The sequence below is a fragment of the Bacteroides caecigallinarum genome, assembly GCF_021530995.1.
Lineage (GTDB): Bacteria > Bacteroidota > Bacteroidia > Bacteroidales > Bacteroidaceae > Phocaeicola > Phocaeicola faecigallinarum.
The window spans coordinates 14,987-35,947 of record NZ_JADYTF010000004.1 but is presented as its reverse complement, the minus strand read 5'-3'; the positions used below and the strand labels follow the sequence as shown (position 1 = coordinate 35,947).

The following is a 20,961-nucleotide window of genomic DNA, read 5'->3' as shown; positions in this document are numbered from 1 at the left end:
GTTATATATTTTTTTATTGTAAGTAGTTTAATATGAGTGCAAAGATATACATTATTTATCAGCTGTGCAATTTGAATAGCCCAAAGATGGTTTTATCCGTTTTGAATTTTATTTAATCAAGTTAGCTTTTTCAAACGGTGTTTAAACACCATTTAAATACTGTTTAAACACCGTTTGAAAAAGCTAATATAATTTATTGTTTCGGTTAAATCTATTATTTATAACTTTGCCGCGGATTAATTCTTTAATTTATGGATGAGGAACAGGTGAAAATAAAAGTCCAGAAACGTATAGTTTTCATTTCCGGGCTGATACTTATAGGAAAATTCATTGCATATTTTCTTACAAATTCAGTTGGGGTACTTACAGATGCAATGGAGAGTATAGTAAATGTAGTCGCGGGTCTTATAAGTCTCTATTGTCTCAGATGGGGGGCAAAACCGGGAGATAAGGAGCATCCGTACGGACATGGAAAGATTGAACTTATTTCTGCCTCAGTAGAAGGTATACTGATAAGTGTGGCTGGTGTTATGATTATCTATGAAGCAGTTAAACGTCTGTTGGTTCCTGCAGAGGTAGAGAAACTGGATATTGGTATAGTAATTGTGGCAGTATCGGGCGTGTTGAATTATCTTATGGGATATTATAGCATCAGGTCAGGCAAAAAGTATGGTTCTATGGCTTTGGTGGCTGGTGGAAAACATTTGCAGTCGGACACATACTCCACTATAGGACTTGTGGCAGGATTGCTGGTATTGTATTTCACAGGTCTGGCATGGATAGACAGTGCCTTGGCTCTTATCTTCGGATCTATAATCATTATTACTGGCGTATCCATTTTGCGAAATACAATAGCCGGATTGCTTGACACGGCAGATGATAAACTCCTGGAAGAACTGGCAGACTTGCTTAACGAAAACCGCCAGCCGGAATGGGTAGATATACATAATACGAAAGTCATCAAGTCCGGTAACTGTATATACATAGATTGTGACCTGACCGTGCCTTGGTATTATACTGTATCCGAAGGACATAAAGCAGGAGAGAAACTCAAAAAGGTTCTGACCGACAGATATAATGAAAAAGTTCAGCTTACCTTACATCTTGATCCGTGCGATATTTTTGAGAAACCCAAGTGCAACACATGTATATTTGAATCGTGTAGGCACAGAAAAACTCCAATGGTTAAACCTGAGAAAATAACCTTGTCAAGTTTCATTCTGAACGAGAATGAGATGAATGCCGGATAATTCGGAATGCTTTTATCCGGCCCAATTTTCCCGGTCAAGGTTTCTGTAACTTATAGCCTCGGCTATGTGAGACGACAGAATATTCGGACAACCTTCCAGATCGGCAATTGTTCTGGAAACTTTCAGGATTCTGTCGTAGGCTCTTGCCGATAGATTTAGGCGTGTCATGGCATTCTTAAGCAGATTCAACCCTTGTGCATCTGGTTGGGCATGAATGTGAAGGAGTGATGATGTCATTTGTGCGTTGCAGTGTATCCCTTTCTCTTTTTCGAATCTTTTTTCCTGGATTTTACGTGCCATAATCACTCTTTCTCTTATTATAGAACTGCTTTCGCCTCTTTCCCGTTCAGATATTTTTTCGAATGGAACTGGCACTATTTCTACCTGTATATCAATTCTGTCAAGCAAAGGACCGGAAATCTTATTGAGGTATCGCTGTACTTGTCCGGGTGAACATACGCAATTCTTTGTAGGATGATTATAGTAACCACACGGGCATGGGTTCATTGATGCTACCATCATGAAGCTGGCTGGATAGTCCAGTACATATTTTGCTCTGGAAATTGTGATGTGTCTGTCCTCGAGCGGCTGTCTGAGAACTTCAAGTACGCTTCTGTTGAATTCAGGCAGTTCGTCCAGAAATAAAACTCCGTTATGTGCAAGGCTTATTTCTCCCGGATGAGGGTTTGCTCCTCCCCCTACCATAGCTACTTGCGATATGGTGTGATGAGGGCTACGGAACGGCCGTGTGGCAATGAGTGAAATATCTTTTCCCAGTTTGCCGGCTACTGAGTGTATTTTAGTTGTCTCAAGGCTTTCTGATAACGTAAGCGGCGGTAATATTCCCGGCAGTCTCTTAGCCATCATTGATTTACCGCTTCCAGGGGCACCTATCATTATGATGTTGTGTCCACCTGCGGCAGCTACTTCAAGTGCTCTTTTAACGTTCTCCTGTCCTTTGACATCAGCAAAATCGAATGGAAAATCTGTCTGATTCTGATAAAACTCTTCTCTGGTATGTACTATTGTTGGATCTAAAGTACGTGTTCCGTTGAAAAACTCAACGACTTCCTTTATATTTTCTACGCCGTAAACATCCAGGTTGTTCACTACGGCGGCTTCGCGGGCATTCTGCTTTGGCAAAATAAATCCTTTAAAACCCTGAGCTCTAGCAGCTATAGCTACAGGCAGGGCACCTTTAATAGGCTGAAGACTTCCATCAAGACTTAATTCTCCAAGAATCAGATACTGTCCCAGTTTTTCAGATGATACAATACCAGTGGCAGCCATTATACCTATTGCCAATGGTAGGTCGTACGAAGAGCCTTCCTTACGGATATCAGCCGGGGCCATATTGACAACTATCTGGCAACATGGAATCTTGTAGCCGTTTACATTTAGTGCCGACATAATTCTCTCATGACTCTCCTTTACAGCAGAGTCCGGTAAACCTACAAGAAAGAATTTTATCCCCCTTGAACTGTTTACTTCTATGGTCACTATTGTAGCATCAATGCCTTGTAGTGCAGCTCCGTATAGCTTTACAAGCATAATTGTTTATTTCTTTTTCTTGTTTTCCTGTATCAGACTATCTACTTTTTCTATAAGTTCATCACCATATATACATGATGTTATAATCTTTCTATTTTTAGACACGAGAATATTGTATGGAAGTTTTGATATCTGCATCTGCTTTACTATCGTATTTTGCCATCCTTCAAAATCGCACGTCTCTATCCATTGTTCACTTTCTTCCTTACATTTATTTTCCCATCCTTTCTTATCGAAATCAAGAGAAATATTCAACACTCGGAATTCATTTTTAGGAAGTTTCTTGATATTATTATAAAGTGAATCCCTTAATTCTATACTTTTTTCATCCCATGAAGCCCATATATTAACTAGCGTGTATTGTTCTTCTTTACTGCTCCATGAAACATATTTTCCTTTGCGATCTCTACAAGAGAAATAACTCAGATATTCAGATGAATTCTCCTTATTTTCCGAAAGAGTTTTCTGTATAATATCAACTACCCTACAGTCTTTCACATGACCGTCCATCTGGGCTATAATTTCCTGCAACTCTTTAATATCTGGATTAGCCTTCTGTATAAAATGTTCGTTGAAAATATATGCTGAAGCATACGACATTCTGTTTTGCAATATAAACTCTTTTGCCAATGACAGAATATTTGATGTATCTTTCCTGCATTGTTCTCTAAATTTATTAAGTTCATCATTTGGGCCATTACCTGATATTATAGGATTGGCAAAGCTTCCATTGAATTTAACTTTCCACCCTTTGTCAGCAAATACAGGTATAGCCAATCCGGAATCATTTACTAACCTGAAAATAGTTATCGTGTCCGGAATGAATGAATATTCAAACTTCCCTTCTGTAGGTTTTATTGTATCTATTTTAGCTATGGGGTCATCATATACAGCATATATGTACTTTTCTTTCTTATTGCTAAGCTCACCACTGAGTGTAAATTTAGTATTCTCGCCACAGGATGTAATAATTATTAAAGCACAGAAAAAAATGACTCTAATTAGTATCTTCATATATTATAAGAGTTTATTATCCGCGAAAATACACAAAAAAGGCGTAAACCAAACAATCGACCTACCATTATTTATAAAAAAAGGTCGGAACTCACGTCCCGACCTATATATTAGTTCAATGAATTATAAACTAAATTACTTGATTTCGTTTGCATATTTAGCAAATTCACGGTCGTTTGCAGCTTTAGCAGCAAGAGCAGCGTCTTTCTGAGCAACCTTAGCCATGCTAGTCTTAACCAAGTCAGCATTGTTAGTTCTAGCACCAACGATAGCCATCAAATAGTCAGTGTAAGCATCTGGATTCTTAACTGCAGTCAAAGTATTCTTAGCTTTGTTGTAGTCTTTAGCCAAGATCTGAGCCAAAGCAGCAGAGTTAGTCTTAGTATCACCGAATGCAGCTACAGCCTTGTCATACTGACCCTGTTTGATATACAAGTTACCAAGAGCTTCGTTAGCTGTGTTAGCACCTGTTGCCTTAGCAAGATAAGTTTCAGCATTAGCTACATTACCTTTAACCAATTCGATCAAACCGAGGTTAGTGTTAACTTCAGGAGCGTTAGCGTTTTTGCTAGCAGCCTGTTTGAAGTATTTTTCAGCAGTAGCTTTGTCTGATACGTATGCCATTTCACCAAGGTTGTTGTATGCACGATAGTCGTTAGGATACATTTCGATAGTCTTCTTGTAGATAGCTTCTTTGCGAGCGTTGTCGTTAGTCAAAGTAGCAGCATACAAAAGTTCTTCTACGCTCAATACTGATGCATCTGAATCGAATGCAGCATTGATTTCTTCGTCGCTACGGCCGATAACATCATAGTTAGCAGTCAAGCGAGCACGACGTAACTGAGGAAGGATTTCGTCAGCCAATGTCTTGTAAACTGAAGAGATGTTCTTGATTTCAGTTTCACGCTGTTCTGGATCCTGATACATTGAAAGAACACGCAAGATAAGATCTTTGTCCTGGATGTCTGATTTAGAAACCAATTCCTGGAAACCTTCCCAGTCCTGAGCTGTGTATTCAGTATCAACTGTAGTTTCAATCTTACCTTTCTTCAACTGCTGTTTCATGTATTTTTCAGTGTTGTCCTGACGTTTTTCAGCCAATCCTGTGTTCAGTTTAACACCACCATCAGGTGAAGCATAAGCAGAAATCTCGATATTGTTAAGCTTGTAGTTCTTAGTATCACCAGCAACAACAGCTACCTGCTTGTGGAAATCTTTGATACCTTCAGCTTTCAATTCGCTTGAACGAAGGTTAGCCTGCTGAATCAAGAACATAATCTGAGCTTCCTTAGCCTGCTTAATGATACGCTGGAAAGCATCTGCAGCATTAGCAGCATTAGCAGAAGCTACAGTAGGAAGTTCTGATGTAGCGATAACACCGTCAGCGATTTTTACAGAAGGAATTGTGTATTCTTTCTTTCCTTTCTTAATCTTGAAATCAAGATAAAGTTCAGACTTAGCCATTTCTGGAACATAGTCGAAAGAAGCTTTCATAGTATAAGTACCACCAGCTTTGTAAGAAATAGTCTGGTCGTTTCCTTGTACTTTTTCACCCTGGAACATAGCTGGCTGACCTTTAGCTTCGCCGCCTTCCCATCTTAAAACCGGAGTAACTTCTACAGTTGCAGTTTTCTTAAAATACTTTTCAGGGAACTTACCTGTGATTGTTACAGGAACCTTACCTCCAACAGCTTCCAAAACTTCAGGATTTGTAGTGAAGTAGTCAGAAGACAATTCTCCCATCTTGCTACATGAAGAGAAAGCAAGAACTAATAATGCCACGATAGGCAAATACAACTTCTTAATCATGATTTAAAAAAATTAGGTTTGTATAATTAATAAATTTATCTTTTTTAATTTATGTTCACTCGGGGGCAAAGATACGAAAAAAGATATAGTTTAGTTCTATTTTATCCGTTTTTTTATATAACTACAAATGAAAAATACTTAAAAATGATAGAAATCACTATTTTAAATATGTTTTTTGCTATTTCGTGGATGATGATTGATTATTTCGTTTCTCAATCTTGTCCGGTCTATGTGAGTATAAATTTCAGTTGTTCCTATACTTTCATGTCCCAACATACATTGTATAGCCCTTAAATTGGCACCTCCTTCCAGCAGATGAGTAGCGAAAGAATGTCTGAAAGTATGAGGACTAATGGCCTTTTTAATTCCAATTCTGTTTGCAAGCTCTTTAATGATATGAAAAACCATAATTCTGGATATATTCTTTCCGAATTTACTTATAAACACAAAATCTTCGTATCCCGGTTTTATAAGCCCTTCATTTCTTGACATAAAATAATTCTTTATTTCCTTAATGGCTTTTGGCGAAATAGGTACAAGTCTTTGTTTGTTTCCTTTTCCTTCCACCTTTATGAAACCTTCGTCAAGATACAAATCAGAGATTTTCAAGTTACACAACTCCGACACTCGCAGTCCACAACTGTAAAGCGTTTCAAGAATAGCACAATTTCTTTGTCCTTCCCTTGTGCTTCTGTCAATTGAGTTTATCAGATTATCAATATCTTCAACACTCAACACATCAGGCAAATGCTTGCCTATCTGAGGAGACTCAAGCAGTTCAGTAGGATCCTGTTGTATATACTCTTCCAAAAGTAAATAATGATAAAACGAACGTATTCCAGAAAGTATTCTTGCCTGTGAACGTGGACAAATACCAATATCTCTCAAACATGCCGTAAAGTTTTCAAGATTCTCCAAATTCACATCCAGTATATCTATTCTTTCCTCCTCCAGATAAAGAACAAGCTTTTCCAAATCGGCAGTATATGCCATAATAGTATTCTCGGAAAGCGATTTCTCCAATCTCAAATATTGCTTATACTTTATTATAATTTGTCCGTTTGCTACCTGTTTATTCATTCTTTTTTATTATCTTTGCACCATATTATTACAAAGATACATAAGTTTATACTAAATAAACAATGCGAATACAAATAATTAATGGTCCTAATATAAATTTATTGGGAAAGCGTGAACCTTCTATCTACGGTGCAGTTTCTTTTAAAGAGTATTACAAAAAATTGGAATCTCTTTATCCTGATGTAGAATTTCATTACTACCAGTCCAATGTAGAAGGTGAAATGATTAATAAAATCCATGAAATTGGATTTTCATACGATGGCATCATACTGAATGCCGGTGCCTACACTCACACATCGATAGCTTTGCAGGATGCTTTGAGGGCTGTGACAACTCCTGCCATCGAAGTCCATATTTCCAATGTGCATACGAGAGAAGAATTCAGACATAAGTCCATGATTTCATGCGCCTGTCGCGGAGTAATATGCGGCTTTGGCCTTGACTCATACAGATTGGCTGTCGAAGCTTTTATTAATTCGAAATAATGTAAAACAGGTATAATAGTTTTTTATTATGATGCTTAAACAAACAAAAATCGTTGCGTCCATTTCAGATTTGCGCTGTGAAGTGGATTTTATCAGAGATCTTTTTAATGCGGGTATGAACGTTGTTCGTATGAACACTGCACATGCCAGCCGCGAGGGTTTCGAAAAATTGATATCCAATGTGCGCGAAGTATCTAACCGTATTGCAATCCTTATGGATACAAAAGGTCCTGAGGTGCGTACTACAGCCAGTGCTGAAGGACCTATCGATTTTAAAATAGGTGATAAGGTACAGATTGTAGGTAATCCTGATCAGGAAACTACACGCGAATGTATTGCGGTAACTTATAAGAATTTTGTTCATGACCTTTCTGTTGGAGCTTCTGTTTTAATCGATGACGGTGATTTGGCTTTGACTGTAATTGATAAGAACGAAACGACTTTGTTCTGTGAGGTACAGAATGATGCCACGTTAGGAAGCAAAAAGAGTGTTAACGTACCAGGAGTTCGTATTAATCTTCCTTCATTGACAGAAAAAGACCGTAATAATATTCTTTACGCAATAGAAAAAGATATTGACTTTATCGCTCATTCGTTTGTTCGTAACCGTCAGGACGTTATGGATATACGTGAGATTCTTGATGCACATAACAGTGACATTAAGATTATTGCGAAGATTGAAAACCAAGAAGGTGTTGACAATATAGATGAAATTCTTGAAGTTGCAGACGGTGTAATGGTTGCCCGAGGTGACCTTGGTATCGAAGTAGCACAGGAACGTATCCCTGGTATACAGCGCCAGCTCATCAAGAAATGTATTCTTGCCCGCAAGCCGGTTATTGTTGCTACACAGATGCTGCACACTATGATCAACAATCCGCGTCCTACACGTGCCGAGGTTACTGATATCGCTAATGCAATCTACTACCGTACAGACGCGTTGATGCTTAGTGGTGAAACAGCATACGGTAAATATCCTGTAGAGGCCGTTAAGACTATGACCAAGATTGCTGCCCAGGCTGAAAAAGATAAAATGGAAGAGAACGATATTCCAATTCGTCTTACTCCAGGAAATGCAGATGTAACAAGTTTCCTGGCTAAATCGGCGGTTCGTGCAACAAACTTGATGCCTATTCACGCTATCATTACTGACAGTTTCAGTGGTTTGACAGCTCGTAGCCTTGCTGCATATCGTGGAAAGCATCCTGTATTGGCTATCTGTTATAAGGAAAAGACAATGCGTCACCTAGCTCTATCATATGGTGTCGAAGCCATCTATATGCCAGAGAAGGCGAACGGTCAGGAATATTACTTCACTGCTCTTCGCAAACTTATCAACGACGGTGTTCTTTCAGGCAACGACATGGTAGCATACTTAAGTAGTGGTAAGGCAGGAACCAAAACCTCATTCCTTGAAATCAATCAGGTGAACGATGTACTGGAACATGCCGATGACTTCGTTCTTCCAAACAAAAACCGTTACTTATAATCAATAATGAAAGAAACGGACGCACTGGACGATTATATACTTCGTCACATTGATGAAGAAGGAGAATATCTGAAAGCATTATATCGGGCGACGCACGTAAAATTACTGCGTCCCCGTATGGCTTCCGGACATCTTCAGGGACGAATGTTGAAAATGTTTGTACAGATGATTCATCCGAAACAGGTGCTTGAGATAGGTACATACAGCGGATATTCCGCCCTTTGTCTGGCAGAAGGCCTGGAAGAAGGAGCAATGCTCCACACATTCGAGATTAATGACGAACAGGAAGATTTCACACGCCCTTGGCTGGAAAACTCACCATATGCCGACAAGATTAAGTTCTATATAGGCGACGCGTTGGAGATAGTGCCTACAATGGATATCACGTTCGACCTTGTCTTTATGGATGGCAACAAACGTTATTACGTTGAGTACTACGAAATGATTCTCAAACAGCTGCGCAAAGGTGGATATATACTGGCCGACAATACCCTTTGGGACGGTCATGTGTTGGAAGAAAATCCTCATCATACAGACCTTCAGACAATAGGAATAAAGAAATTCAATGACTTGGTAGCTACCGACGAGAGAGTGGAAAAAGTAATACTGCCTATGCGCGACGGGCTTACCATAATAAGGAAAAAATAAAAGATAATATGGAAACTACCAGACAAAACAAAATAGCCAGACTCATTCAGAAAGAATTGAGCGAGATGTTTCTGCTGCAGACAAAATCAATGCCAGGTGTACTTGTTTCTGTCAGCATAGTCAGAATCAGTCCCGATATGAGTTATGCGCGTGCATACCTGAGCGTTTTCCCTTCTGAGAGAGGAGAGGAGATAGTAAAGAATATCAATGACAATATGAAGTCTATCCGTTATGAACTTGGTAACCGCGTACGTCACCAGTTGCGTATCATTCCGGAACTGAAGTTCTTTATTGACGATTCACTTGACTACGTTGAAAAGATTGATAAACTTCTGAACGACTAACAGTCATCATTAAAAAACAAATTCATCGTGAATTTCCCTTTTTTTATTGCTAAAAGGTATCTGTTCTCAAAGAAATCGCATAATGCCATTAATGTAATTTCTGCTATATCTGTGTGCGGAGTCGCTTTGGCTACACTGGCCATGGTCTGCACACTTTCTGTTTTTAACGGGTTTCAGGATATGGTGGCGACATTCTTTACAGCTTTTGACCCGCAGATTAAGATTACATCCGTCAAGGGAAAAGTATTTGACGTAAGCACACCGGTATTTTCCGAAATCAAGACGATGCCTGAGATTGCCGTGTATTCTGAATCGGTGGAGGATAATGCTATGGTGCAATATAAAGGACGCCAGGTAATGGCAGTAATAAAAGGAGTAGAGGACAATTTTGATAAGCTTACTCCAATTGACAGTATTCTCTTCGGAAGGGGAGAACTTATCCTTCACGATGAGGTGGTGGATTATGCTATTCCGGGTCTCCATCTTTTATCAACATTGGGTACCGGAATACGTTTCCTTGACCCACTTGAAATATACGCACCAAAACGTGGAAGCCGTATCAATATGTCAAATCCTATGAGCAGTTTTGTCAGCGACCAACTGTTCTCGTCAGGACTGACATTTACAGTAAACCAGGAGAAATACGATGCTTCATATATAATAACATCCATAGGCTTTGCGCGCCGTCTTTTCCAGTATACCGATGAAGTTTCAGCCGTAAATCTTCGTCTCACTCCTGAGGCAGACGAAGATGCTGTAATAAGAAAATTGCAGGAAAAATTAGGTGATGAATTCCGCATTCAGAACCGTTACGAACAGCAGGCTGATACATTCAGAATAATGGAAATAGAGAAGCTCATTTCTTATATATTCCTTGTATTCATTCTTATGATAGCATGTTTCAATGTTATCGGCTCCCTTTCAATGCTTATAATAGACAAGAAAAATGATGTACAGACATTGCGCAATCTTGGAGCTTCCGACAACCAGATTGTGAGAATATTCCTTTTCGAAGGAAGGATGATTTCTTTCATCGGAGCTGTGTCTGGAGTAATAATAGGCCTTGTTTTGTGTCTTATTCAGCAGGAATACGGGATAATATCTTTGGGTAATGCAGGAAGCTTTATTGTTGATGCATATCCTGTAAGCGTACATACATGGGATGTTGTCCTGGTATTTGTCACCGTGCTTATTGTAGGCTTTATCTCTGTATGGTATCCTGTACGATATCTCAGTCGCAGGTTGTTATAAGCTCATTCAAGAGTTATGCTCCTTACATCTACATCTTCATGAAGGAATATTGAGGCTGATTCCTTGAATTTTTCCACAGATTCTGTAGTAAGAAACTCACATCTGCCTTTCTTCGTACATCTTGATGCTATTTCATTGTGTCTGTTAAGGTAATCTTTCAGACTTGACGCAACATATTCTCCCTGTGTTATTATGTTTATACCTTCAGGAGTGAATTCTCTTATTTTGTCAATCAAAAGCGGATAATGTGTGCACCCCAATACTATCGTATCAATATATTTGTCCTTGTTCAGCAATTCATCGATATATTTCTTAACAAAGAAATCCGCTCCGTCTGAATCATATTCTTTATTTTCAACCAAAGGAACCCACATTGGACACGCTACACCGCTAACGGTTATGTCTGGAAAGAGTTTTTTAATTTCCATTGGATATGACTCTGAGCGTATTGTGCCCGAAGTGGCCAAAATACCAACATGACGGCTTTTGGAGGCGTTTCCGATACTTTCTGCTGTCGGTCTGATAACTCCCAGTACGCGTCTTGAATCGTCCAAATATGGCAAGTCATTCTGTTGTATGCTTCTTAGAGCCTTTGCCGAAGCTGTATTGCATGCCAATATAACCAATGGACACCCCATTTCAAAAAGTCTTACTACTGCTTCAAGTGTAAATTCGTACACGACTTCGAATGAGCGTGTACCGTATGGAGTACGTGCGTTATCTCCCAAATACAGATAATCATATTCAGGCAATGCTTTTCTTATTTCTTTCAGTATAGTCAGCCCGCCGTAGCCGGAGTCGAATACACCTATTGGTCCTTTTATCAAATTCTTAATATATGGCATGTCACACAAATTAAAAAGTGAAGAACCTGAAGGCACCGTACTGGTACTGACAGATTCTTCACTTAAGCAATATGTTTAATTTAATATTAGTTTGCTGCCGGAAGTGTAGCAGGTGCCTTTGGCACGTATGGAGTAGCTGTCAAGCTGATTCCAAGGTTAGTCTTGATATCATTTGTGATGTCCTTAGCCTGAGTTTCGTCCACATAAGGGATATCAGTACGGTTCAAGTCAAATACGAATACATATCCACCGGCCTTACCTACAGTCTGAACTGCTTTTTCCATTTTCTCATAGATAGGCATCATCATGTCAGTATAAGCTTTCTGCAACTGCTGCTGAGCATCCTGCTGGAACTGCATTCCTTTTTCTGAAAGTTCCTGAAGTTCTTTCTGGCGGCGTTCAAGGATATTCTGAGGAAGATTTTTCTGTTCTTGCTGGAATTCAGCAAATTTCTTGTTGAATTCGTCAGATGCGCGTTTGATTTCATCATCATATTGTTTCTGTAATGCCTGAATATCTGTTTGAGCTTTTGCATATTCTGGCATAACCAAGATGATTGATTCTGATTTGAAGTATCCGAACTTCTGTGCAAATATGCTCATTGGTGCAACGAGCATAAGCAATAATGCTAATTTTTTCAACATAATCTTTGTATTCTATTTATTATTAATTTCTTCTATTATAGAATGTGTTTTTCCTTTCGGTTGCAAATGTATAAAATTATTTTGAATATCCTAATTTCAAAAGGACTTCATTACTAATATCTATACGTGGAGAAGCAAAAATCATACTTTGTGCAGATGCTCTGTCTATTACAGCATCATATCCTTTCTGAGTTGCAATTTCTTTTACAGCATTATAAATTGCATCTTGGATAGGGGATATGAGTTCCTGTCTTTTTTTCATAGCCTCTCCCTGTGGACCAAAGTAAGTCTGTCTAAGTTCGGCAGCTTCCTTTTCCTTGGCTATTATTTCTTCTTCCTTTGCGGTCCTTTGTTCTGCGTTCATTGCCTGCGCAGATTTCTGATATGCTTCATACAATGCTTTTGCTTCCTTAGATTTTGCTTCAATTTCAGTCTGCCACTGTTTTGACAGAGTTTCCATTTGCTTGTTAGCCTGTTCGTATGAAGGTATCTGCTTCAGGATAAATTCCATGTCTATAAGGGCAAATTTCTGAGCCTGTGCTGTCATCATGCCAGCCATAATAATCATCAATAAAGATAGAAACATTTTCTTCATAATCTTTCGTGTTTTAAATGGTTAGTACTATCCGTTATTCCGGTCAGGAGTCTTTACACATTAGAACTCCTGTCCGATTATAAAGTGGAACTGGCTTCCGCTATACTGCATTGAGCCGTTTATCTTGTCGAAACCGTATGCCCAGTCGATACCCATCATACCAATCATAGGGAGGAAGATACGTACACCGACACCAGCAGAACGTTTCAGCTGGAATGGGTTAAACTTCGCTACATCAGTCCATGCGTTACCTGCTTCTACGAAACCGAGTGCATAGATACTTGTAGAGTTCTCAAGCATAAGCGGGTATCTCAGTTCGGCGCCAAGTCTGATGTATGCATAACCTTCGCTACCGTATGGAGTCAACGAGCCATTTTCATAACCACGGAGTGCTATAGTTTCAGAAGCATAGTTGTAGCTGTATCCTGTCATACCATCTCCACCCACGTAGAATGTCTCGAACGGAGAACGTTTATACTTGTTGTAGTGTCCCAGGATACCGAATTCAGTACGTGTCATCAATACCGGACATTTCTGTATTGGAAGCAGTGGCGTATAAGTTTTTGCTTTGAATTTCCATTTGTGGTATTCAATCCACTTGTACATGCTTGCAGCCTCTTCGTAGTTGTCTTTTCCGTATGTTGAATAATCTCTGTTGCTAAACAGAGAATATGGCGGAGTGAACGAAACAGATGCCGAGAATTCTGAACCGTATCTTGGGAAGATAGGGTTGTCCGAAGAGTTTCTGGAAAGAGTAAAGTTCAGGTTGATGTTGTTGCAGTTACCTGTGTTCATATACTGTCCGTTATTCAGCTTGATGTACAGATAGCTCCAGTCCTTAAGCATGAATCTCTGATAAGAAAGCTCAGCCGAGATTGTGAAGTAGTCGTCAGGCCATCTCAGACGTTTACCCCAACCGATTGACGCACCGAACATCTTGATTGACTTGTCAGGGTCGTAGTAAGATTCATAGTTATTATAGTAGTTGCCATAATAGTTATTGTAGTAACTGCCGTAACCGTAAAGCATGTTATAGTAGTTATTCATGTATGCCGAGTTATAGTAGTTGCTACTTACATCAGTCTGAACAGAATAGAATGCCGATACAGAGAACGATGTAGGACGCTTTCCTCCGAACCATGGGTCGAAGAATGAAACGCTGTACGACTGATAGTATCTACCATTGGTCTGGCCGCTTATTGTAAGAGTCTGGCCGTCTCCCTGAGGAAGAATACCACGGTAGTTGTCATTCTTTCTGAAGAGGTTGGCAAACGAGAAGTTCGTAAACTTCAAGCTCAGCTTACCAATAACACCTGTCTGTCCCCATCCGGCAGAGAATTCCACCTGGTCGTTGGCCTTTGATTCAAGTCCCCAGTTGATATCAACTGTACCATCCTGTACGTTTGGCTGTACGTCCGGTTGAATGTTTTCAGGGTTGAAGTGTCCCATCTGGGCGATTTCGCGGTATGAACGTTCCAAAGCTTCCTTACTGAAGAGGTCGCCTGGACGGGTTCTCAACTCACGGCGGACAATGTTTTCGTAAAGGCGGTCGTTACCGTTGATACGTACGTGGCTGATGGTAGCCTGCGGACCTTCTGTGATACGCATTTCCAGATCAATAGAGTCTCCGTCGATGTTAATTTCCACAGGATCCAGGTTGTAGAACACATATCCTCTGTTGTAATAGTTGTTACCGATAGCGTCTTCGTCACCGCTGATACGTTCTGTCAGCAGTTTCTGGTTATACACATCACCTTTCTTCATTCTTAGCTGTTCGTTCAGCAGGTCTGAAGGATATACAGTGTTACCAACCCAAGTAATGTCTCTCAGGTAGTACTTTTGACCTTCGTATATCTTCATGTATACATTTACCGTCTTATCGTCATATTGGCTCACGCTGTCCATTTCGATGAGGGCATCGCGGTAACCCAGTTCGTTATACTTGTCTATGATGAGCTGCTTGTCGGCTTCGAAGTTGCTTTCGATGAATTTCTTTGTACGGAAAAGGTTGATAAGTTTACCTTTCTCGTTTGTTTTCTTCATTACTCGCTTCAACTTCTTGTCTGTGAGCACTGTATTACCGTCTATTGTAATCTGGTGAACCTTGATTTTCTCCTTCTTGTCAATGTTCACGTCTACATATACCTGTTCTGCGTTGGCAGTATCTTCTCTCTCTATGATGTTTACCTCTGCGTTCTTGAAACCTTTTTCGTCGAAGTGCTTTTTGATAAGTATTTTTGCACGGTCAATAAGGTTTGGCGTAATCTGGCTACCTTTTACCAGTCCCAGCTTTGCCTGCAAATCTTCACGTTCGCTTTTCTTTACTCCGAAGAAACGTATGTCTGTGATACGTGGGCGTTGCTTCAGTTCAATATGCAAATATATTTTGTTGTCTTCTATTTTGTCAGCTGAAATCTTCACGTCCGAAAACAATCCGTGTCTCCAGTATTTCTTTACAGCTCCCGTGATATCATCGCCAGGAACAGTTATAGTCTGTCCCACAGCAAGTCCTGAAATTCCTATGAGCACATAATCTTCATAGTTTTTCACACCCGTCACCTTAATATCGGCTATTTCATATTTCTTAGGCGAGCCGTTATATAATATTACAGGTTTATCATTTTCGGTATTATTATCCTGAGCACTGACTTTTGTATTCATGAAAGTCAGTCCCATGGTCATCATAGTTATGAGTAAAAGACGGTATCTCATTGCTTAATATTATAATTGTTCACTAGTTTTTCCAAATCGGCGTTCTCTTCCCTGATAGTCACAAATAGCCTTACACAATTCCTCTTCCTTGAAGTCCGGCCAATAAGTGTCGCAAAAATACAGTTCAGAGTAAGCACACTGCCAAAGTAGGTAGTTGCTCAATCTTATTTCGCCTCCTGTTCTGATGAGCAGTTCAGGATCAGGCATATAGTTTGTAGCCAAATGGCTGTCGATAGTTTTGTCAGTTATTTCGTCAGCAGACAGCTCTCCACGTTTCACTTTATCGGCAATCTGCTTCATAGCATCTGTAATTTCCCATTTTGAAGAATAGCTCAATGCCAGTGTCAGACACATACCTGTATTACGCGATGTATTTTCTATACATTTGTTCAAACGAGCCAGAACGTCTTTGGGAAGTCTGGAAGTATCACCTATTATTCTGAAACTTATATTGTTCTTCATAAATGTTTCTTCCTCTATAGAATCCATTAGAAGACTCATCAGAGCAGCGACCTCATCAGCCGGTCTGTTCCAGTTTTCAGTGGAGAATGTATATAATGTCAGAAATTTCACACCTAGCCTAGCCGATTCTTCAGCTATTATATGTACGGTCTCAGCGCCGGCCTGATGCCCAAAAGTACGCACATGCCCTCTCTCCTTGGCCCATCTACCGTTTCCGTCCATAATTATAGCTATGTGTGCCGGAATTCTAGTCTTATCTATTTTTTCTATATATAGCATTTTCTTGTTTTCAGTATAAATGATTATTCTTTAGGCATTAATCTGTTCAGTACAGCTCTTGTAGCACTACCATCTTCCCATATAAACCAAATGAAAGATCCCTTATTTCCATTATCCTCGACTGCAGCAGAATAGCTGCCATTTCCACGGTAAGTAATAAGTTTGTCAATGCCATTCTTGTATTCAGTAGGGAAAACCATATAACCTGTTTCTTTACTCCAATTCAAACCATTATCCTTTGAAGAATAGAAATCATCGAAATACTCGCCGAAAGCATAAACCTTGCCATCGTATTTTATCATTGATATATTTCCCATATTAGGGCATGTAGTAGGATTGTTTGACTGGAATTTCACCCATTCTCTATCGCCTGAGATATAGCTAAACACGACAGCGGCAGAATCAGCATCTGACGTTCCCTTATTGTTGGTCATAACGATAGTTCTCCACATATCATTATTGTGCGAAGAAGGCATTGACAATGCAGACAAACGTCCGTTCAAATCATACCCATCTACGAAAAGGCTACTATAATCTTCCGACAATTCGTTACCTTCAGAGTCAATTGCCACGACCTTGTTTTCAATTCCTTTATAAGCTAAAAGTGTGCCATTGTTTACAGAAATAAGATTAGTGAGTCCTTCAGCATTACCAATCTTTGTTACTTGACTTCCCAATGTGTAGAGTTCACCATTAGCAACAAAACAAATTTCATCATTAAATGCCATAGCAGAATATATATTCACACCAGCCGGAAGATCTGTTTCCTCCCAATCGGTCATTCCGCCTCTTACCACCGAGGCCTTATTGACTTTTGCTTCACCATCTTCTGTTTCTCCGAATACATATATATATTCATTTGCATAGACAGCTTTCTGTTTTGCAAAGACAGTAGAATTTGCAAATTTTTTGTTTCCAAAATGTTTCCATACCAATGAGTCTGGGTTTAATTTATGTACATTCACGTGTACCTCATATGGATATCCGGCCTTAAAGTCATTTAATACAGAGCTGTAAGTCATGACTTTGAATATTACCGGTTTTGAGAAATCAATAGAATCAGTTTCTGTCCATATTGTATCTTTTCCGTTTTTCTCGTAATAGACGACTGGATAGTCTGCAGCAATACTTGCTAGAGCTTTTGTCACATCAACATCTTTAGGCAATGAATCCTTGTTGTATATTTTTCTGTTAATCTGATCTATAGTGAAAACAACATCTGCATAACTAATTGTATCTGTGTATACGCTATCCTCCCCTTTTGAGCTTTCAACGTAGAATGTCTGGTGCAGAGTACCAATAGAAAAAGATGTGATACTCGATGTAGAAGGATACTCAATCTCTTCGTAATCATTTCCCAGACACGAAGACAAAAAAAATGTAGCCGTCATTATGCCGGCAACTAAAGCAGGTAATATTCTTAATTTCATTTGCAAATGATTTCTATGTTACAAGTTGCAAAAGTAGAAAGTTTTTTTTTCTAAACAGAACATTTCCGCCAGTTTTATATAAAATTATGGATAAACTATCCGTTTTTATCGTCCAACAGTCGAAAGTATAGTATTTTAAACTGTATTTAAACGCTGTTTAATAGGTGTTTAACAATCTGTACCGGAAGATCCATGTTCCAATACAGATTGCGGATACATTACTGTTCTAGATTATCTGCCAGAACTTTCATCTGACACTTCTTACAGTCAAACTCCAGACGAAAGCGTCTGCCATCGGAACTTACAAGAAAATAAGGCTCGCGGAACGGCGAGTGCACCTTGTGGTGCACCGGACACCAACCCATACTGTAGCGTATACAATGCTTACAGAACATCAGAACGGCATCCTGAGGTTGTTCCTTCTCAAAGGCTGGCATTACTCTCAACACTCCATGGTTCTTGTAAAATTCTGCAGCAGAGCTATTCATCACATTGCCGAGATAAGTCAATGTACTTACAGGGAACTTAGTCTTTGTTTCCTTCATACGGAACACTTCTCTACGATAGTTAATCCTGCGCACTTCAAGAAGTTTCTTCACTGCATTACGTCTGAGTTCGGAAAGCTCTGATGAAGGTATAAACCAGTTGTCGGACAAATCTATTTTTATATCCTTAGCCTCAAACGGAGTGTTACCCAATTTACTTAACTGATTTCTCAGATTATCTGACTGTGGTGTACGTGCCGGTTCTTTAGCACGCTGCAGTGTGAGAAAAACGCTATTGTCGTCCTCATCTGTAAGACTCAATGTAAATCCGAAATTGTTTTCTGTCAGACAGATATCAACTGCCATCTTCCTTTCTGCAGACTTTTTCTGCATCAGTTTCTCAAATTCCTGGTCGAAATTACGGTAAAGGCGTGTCTTTGGCTTCAGTCTTGGCATATCCTGAGGGAAAAGCTTGTTGTTCTCCACACGGTTCACCCTGAATCCCTGTAGACGGCCGTTATCGTCGATATAGCAAAGTCCGTCGCCATTGTTGAAAGATTTCACACCTGCCACTGTAAAGTAATTCCCTCTGATTTCCTTAACTGTACCTACCTCCTCACCCAATGATTTAGGGGTGCTGAATGAGAATATTCCCGGATTTCGTCCGCGGAGGAAATAATCGGTAAATCCGCGACTGAAACTCTTGTCAAGCTGCGGAGTGAAGGTAGTCTTCACAGTACCGGACGATGCCCTCACGTACTCCTTACGGTACTTGAATATCGAATCCAGTTTCTGACGATAGTATGCAGTGACATTCTTCACATACGACACATCCTTCAACCGGCCCTCAATCTTCAAAGATGTGGCTCCGGCATCAAGCAATGCTTCAAGATTGTCGCTCTGGTTCATATCCTTGAGCGAGAGGAGATGCTTGTTCTGTTCTATAGTCTTTCCGTTGGAATCCACCAGATCGAAAGCCAGACGGCAGAACTGTGCACACTCTCCACGGTTGGCACTGCGGCCGTAGCAAGCCTGACTAACGTAGCACTGTCCGCTGTAGCTTACACACAAGGCACCATGAATGAACACTTCAAGAAGTGTTTCAGGACATGTATCGTGTATCTTCTTTATTTCATCAAGCGAGAGTTCACGTGCCAGAACCACCTGACGGAAACCTATATCCGAAAGGAACTTCACTTTCTCCGGTGCACGGTTATCCATCTGCGTACTGGCATGCAGTGCTATAGGCGGAAGGTTAAGGCGCGTGATACCCATATCCTGTATGATCAGGGCATCTACACCGGCACGATACAATTCCCATATCATTTTCTCCGTTTCCGGAAGTTCCTCATCATGCAGGATTGTATTTACTGTGACATATATACGTGCGTTATACAGATGTGCATGCTCCACCAAAGCCTTGATGTCTTCTATGGAATTGCCAGCAGCGGCACGTGCCCCGAAACGTGGTGCACCGATATAGACTGCATCGGCACCATGATTGATGGCCTCGATTCCGCATTCAAGATTCTTTGCAGGAGCAAGAAGTTCTATAGGACGTTGTTTTATCATTATTTAATCTGATTAATATCGTATGGAGTTTCCTGATATACATAGTAGTTGAGCCAGTTGGAGAAAAGCAGGTTTGCAGTGCTGCGCCATCTCACCACCGGTCCCTTGTCTGGGTCATTGTCGCGATAATAGTTCTTAGGCATGTCGATAGGCAGACCTTTTCCAAGGTCGCGGCGGTATTCTCCATCAAGTGTAAGAGGTGAATATTCCGAATGGCCTGTCACGTAGAATTCGCGACCGCCACGTGCCATCACTATATGTACTCCCGAATCTTCAGATTCGGAAATGATTGACAGCTCCGGACATTTCTCTATATCTTCACGGCGCACCTCTGTATGACGGCTGTGAGGCACGAAGAACTCGTCATCAAATCCGCGGAATATAGGCAATTGGTTGAACCCTTCGCAGATGTGATGTTCGAATATACCGAACATCTTCTTGTCAAGAGCATATTTAGGGATGCCGTAATGATGATACAGTCCGGCCTGAGCAGCCCAGCAGATATAGAAGGTCGATGTTACATGAGTGCGCGTCCAGTTGAATATCTCCTGAATCTCGTCCCAATAATTCACATCCTCGAAATCAAGATGCTCAACCGGTGCTCCTGTGATAATCATACCGTCGAACTTCTCTTCGCGCATATCATCGAAATCGCGGTAGAAAGCCTTCATGTGTTCTATCGGAGTATTCTTCGATGTGTGGCTTTTAATCTTCATAAAGCTCACCTCTATCTGCAGTGGTGAGTTCGACAGAAGACGTATGAGGTCTGTCTCAGTAGTAATCTTCAGAGGCATAAGATTGAGGATTACAATCTTAAGCGGACGTATATCCTGCGATGTAGCCCTTGAACTGTCTATAACGAATATGTTTTCTTCCTTCAGGATATCAATAGCAGGAAGCTTATCGGGTAAATTTAAAGGCATCTTATATTGTTTTTAGTTTTTAGATATTAGTTGTTAGTTATCAGTTATCAGAATATAACAAAAAAGCATCCAGAACAGTAATAACCATTAAGG

General features: G+C 40.1%; 18 protein-coding genes. 6 read left to right on the top strand and 12 right to left on the bottom strand.

Translation table 11 applies throughout. From position 1 onward, the window contains the following. Positions 1–251: 251 nt before the first annotated feature. Positions 252–1,250, top strand: a complete 999-nt coding sequence (locus I6E24_RS01345; RefSeq protein WP_235325638.1) for a cation diffusion facilitator family transporter — start codon at positions 252–254, stop codon at positions 1,248–1,250. A 12-nt stretch (positions 1,251–1,262) separates the two neighbouring features. Here the strand turns inward: I6E24_RS01345 and I6E24_RS01340 are convergent, their stop codons facing one another. The 4 genes from I6E24_RS01340 to xerD form a co-directional block, all read right to left on the bottom strand. Next, on the bottom strand, positions 1,263–2,801 hold the full coding sequence (locus I6E24_RS01340; protein WP_235325636.1) for a YifB family Mg chelatase-like AAA ATPase: 1,539 nt from the start codon (positions 2,799–2,801) through the stop codon (positions 1,263–1,265). 6 nt (positions 2,802–2,807) lie between these two features. Further along, complete coding sequence (locus I6E24_RS01335; RefSeq protein WP_235325634.1) at positions 2,808–3,815, bottom strand: thioredoxin-like domain-containing protein; 1,008 nt, start codon at positions 3,813–3,815, stop codon at positions 2,808–2,810. 135 nt (positions 3,816–3,950) lie between these two features. Further along, positions 3,951–5,624 (bottom strand): tetratricopeptide repeat protein, encoded by a 1,674-nt coding sequence (locus tag I6E24_RS01330; RefSeq protein ID WP_235325633.1) that lies wholly within the window; start codon positions 5,622–5,624, stop codon positions 3,951–3,953. Between the two features lie 162 nt (positions 5,625–5,786). Further along, on the bottom strand, positions 5,787–6,704 hold the full coding sequence (gene xerD, locus I6E24_RS01325) for a site-specific tyrosine recombinase XerD (RefSeq protein ID WP_235325631.1): 918 nt from the start codon (positions 6,702–6,704) through the stop codon (positions 5,787–5,789). A gap of 62 nt (positions 6,705–6,766) precedes the next feature. Between xerD and aroQ the strand changes: the two genes are divergently transcribed. From aroQ to I6E24_RS01300, 5 genes are read left to right on the top strand one after another with little or no spacing between them, the layout of a single operon-like run. Next, positions 6,767–7,189, top strand: a complete 423-nt coding sequence (gene aroQ / locus I6E24_RS01320) for a type II 3-dehydroquinate dehydratase (RefSeq protein WP_235325629.1) — start codon at positions 6,767–6,769, stop codon at positions 7,187–7,189. Between the two features lie 28 nt (positions 7,190–7,217). Next, positions 7,218–8,678: a pyruvate kinase gene (pyk, locus tag I6E24_RS01315; RefSeq protein WP_235325627.1), complete on the top strand. Its 1,461-nt coding sequence runs from the start codon at positions 7,218–7,220 to the stop codon at positions 8,676–8,678. A gap of 6 nt (positions 8,679–8,684) precedes the next feature. Then, positions 8,685–9,326: an O-methyltransferase gene (locus I6E24_RS01310; RefSeq protein WP_235325625.1), complete on the top strand. Its 642-nt coding sequence runs from the start codon at positions 8,685–8,687 to the stop codon at positions 9,324–9,326. A gap of 8 nt (positions 9,327–9,334) precedes the next feature. Continuing rightward, positions 9,335–9,670: a 30S ribosome-binding factor RbfA gene (gene rbfA / locus I6E24_RS01305; protein ID WP_235325624.1), complete on the top strand. Its 336-nt coding sequence runs from the start codon at positions 9,335–9,337 to the stop codon at positions 9,668–9,670. A 27-nt stretch (positions 9,671–9,697) separates the two neighbouring features. Then, the gene (locus tag I6E24_RS01300; RefSeq protein ID WP_235325622.1) at positions 9,698–10,921 is read left to right on the top strand and encodes an FtsX-like permease family protein; all 1,224 of its coding nucleotides are present in this window, start codon (positions 9,698–9,700) and stop codon (positions 10,919–10,921) included. 2 nt (positions 10,922–10,923) lie between these two features. Here I6E24_RS01300 and murI read toward each other — a convergent pair whose 3' ends face one another. The 8 genes from murI to metA form a co-directional block, all read right to left on the bottom strand. After that, positions 10,924–11,766: a glutamate racemase gene (gene murI / locus I6E24_RS01295; protein WP_235325620.1), complete on the bottom strand. Its 843-nt coding sequence runs from the start codon at positions 11,764–11,766 to the stop codon at positions 10,924–10,926. A gap of 86 nt (positions 11,767–11,852) precedes the next feature. Then, a complete protein-coding gene (locus I6E24_RS01290) occupies positions 11,853–12,410 on the bottom strand; it encodes an OmpH family outer membrane protein (RefSeq protein ID WP_235325618.1) in 558 nt (185 codons plus the stop codon). Between the two features lie 76 nt (positions 12,411–12,486). Then, on the bottom strand, positions 12,487–13,005 hold the full coding sequence (locus I6E24_RS01285; protein WP_235325616.1) for an OmpH family outer membrane protein: 519 nt from the start codon (positions 13,003–13,005) through the stop codon (positions 12,487–12,489). A gap of 60 nt (positions 13,006–13,065) precedes the next feature. Next, positions 13,066–15,717 carry an outer membrane protein assembly factor BamA gene (gene bamA, locus I6E24_RS01280; protein WP_394800345.1) on the bottom strand — a complete coding sequence of 884 codons (2,652 nt, stop codon included), beginning with the start codon at positions 15,715–15,717 and terminating at the stop codon, positions 13,066–13,068. Between the two features lie 9 nt (positions 15,718–15,726). Beyond that, the gene (locus I6E24_RS01275; protein WP_235325614.1) at positions 15,727–16,458 is read right to left on the bottom strand and encodes an isoprenyl transferase; all 732 of its coding nucleotides are present in this window, start codon (positions 16,456–16,458) and stop codon (positions 15,727–15,729) included. Positions 16,459–16,481: 23 nt separating this feature from the next. After that, positions 16,482–17,888: a DUF6242 domain-containing protein gene (locus I6E24_RS01270; RefSeq protein WP_235325612.1), complete on the bottom strand. Its 1,407-nt coding sequence runs from the start codon at positions 17,886–17,888 to the stop codon at positions 16,482–16,484. Between the two features lie 218 nt (positions 17,889–18,106). Next, entirely contained in the window at positions 18,107–19,945 is a 1,839-nt protein-coding gene (locus tag I6E24_RS01265) for a peptidase U32 family protein (RefSeq protein ID WP_235325611.1), read from the bottom strand. Beyond that, on the bottom strand, positions 19,945–20,868 hold the full coding sequence (gene metA / locus I6E24_RS01260) for a homoserine O-acetyltransferase MetA (RefSeq protein WP_235325609.1): 924 nt from the start codon (positions 20,866–20,868) through the stop codon (positions 19,945–19,947). The genes I6E24_RS01265 and metA overlap by 1 nt, the downstream gene beginning before the upstream one ends. Between the last annotated feature and the right edge of the window lie 93 nt (positions 20,869–20,961).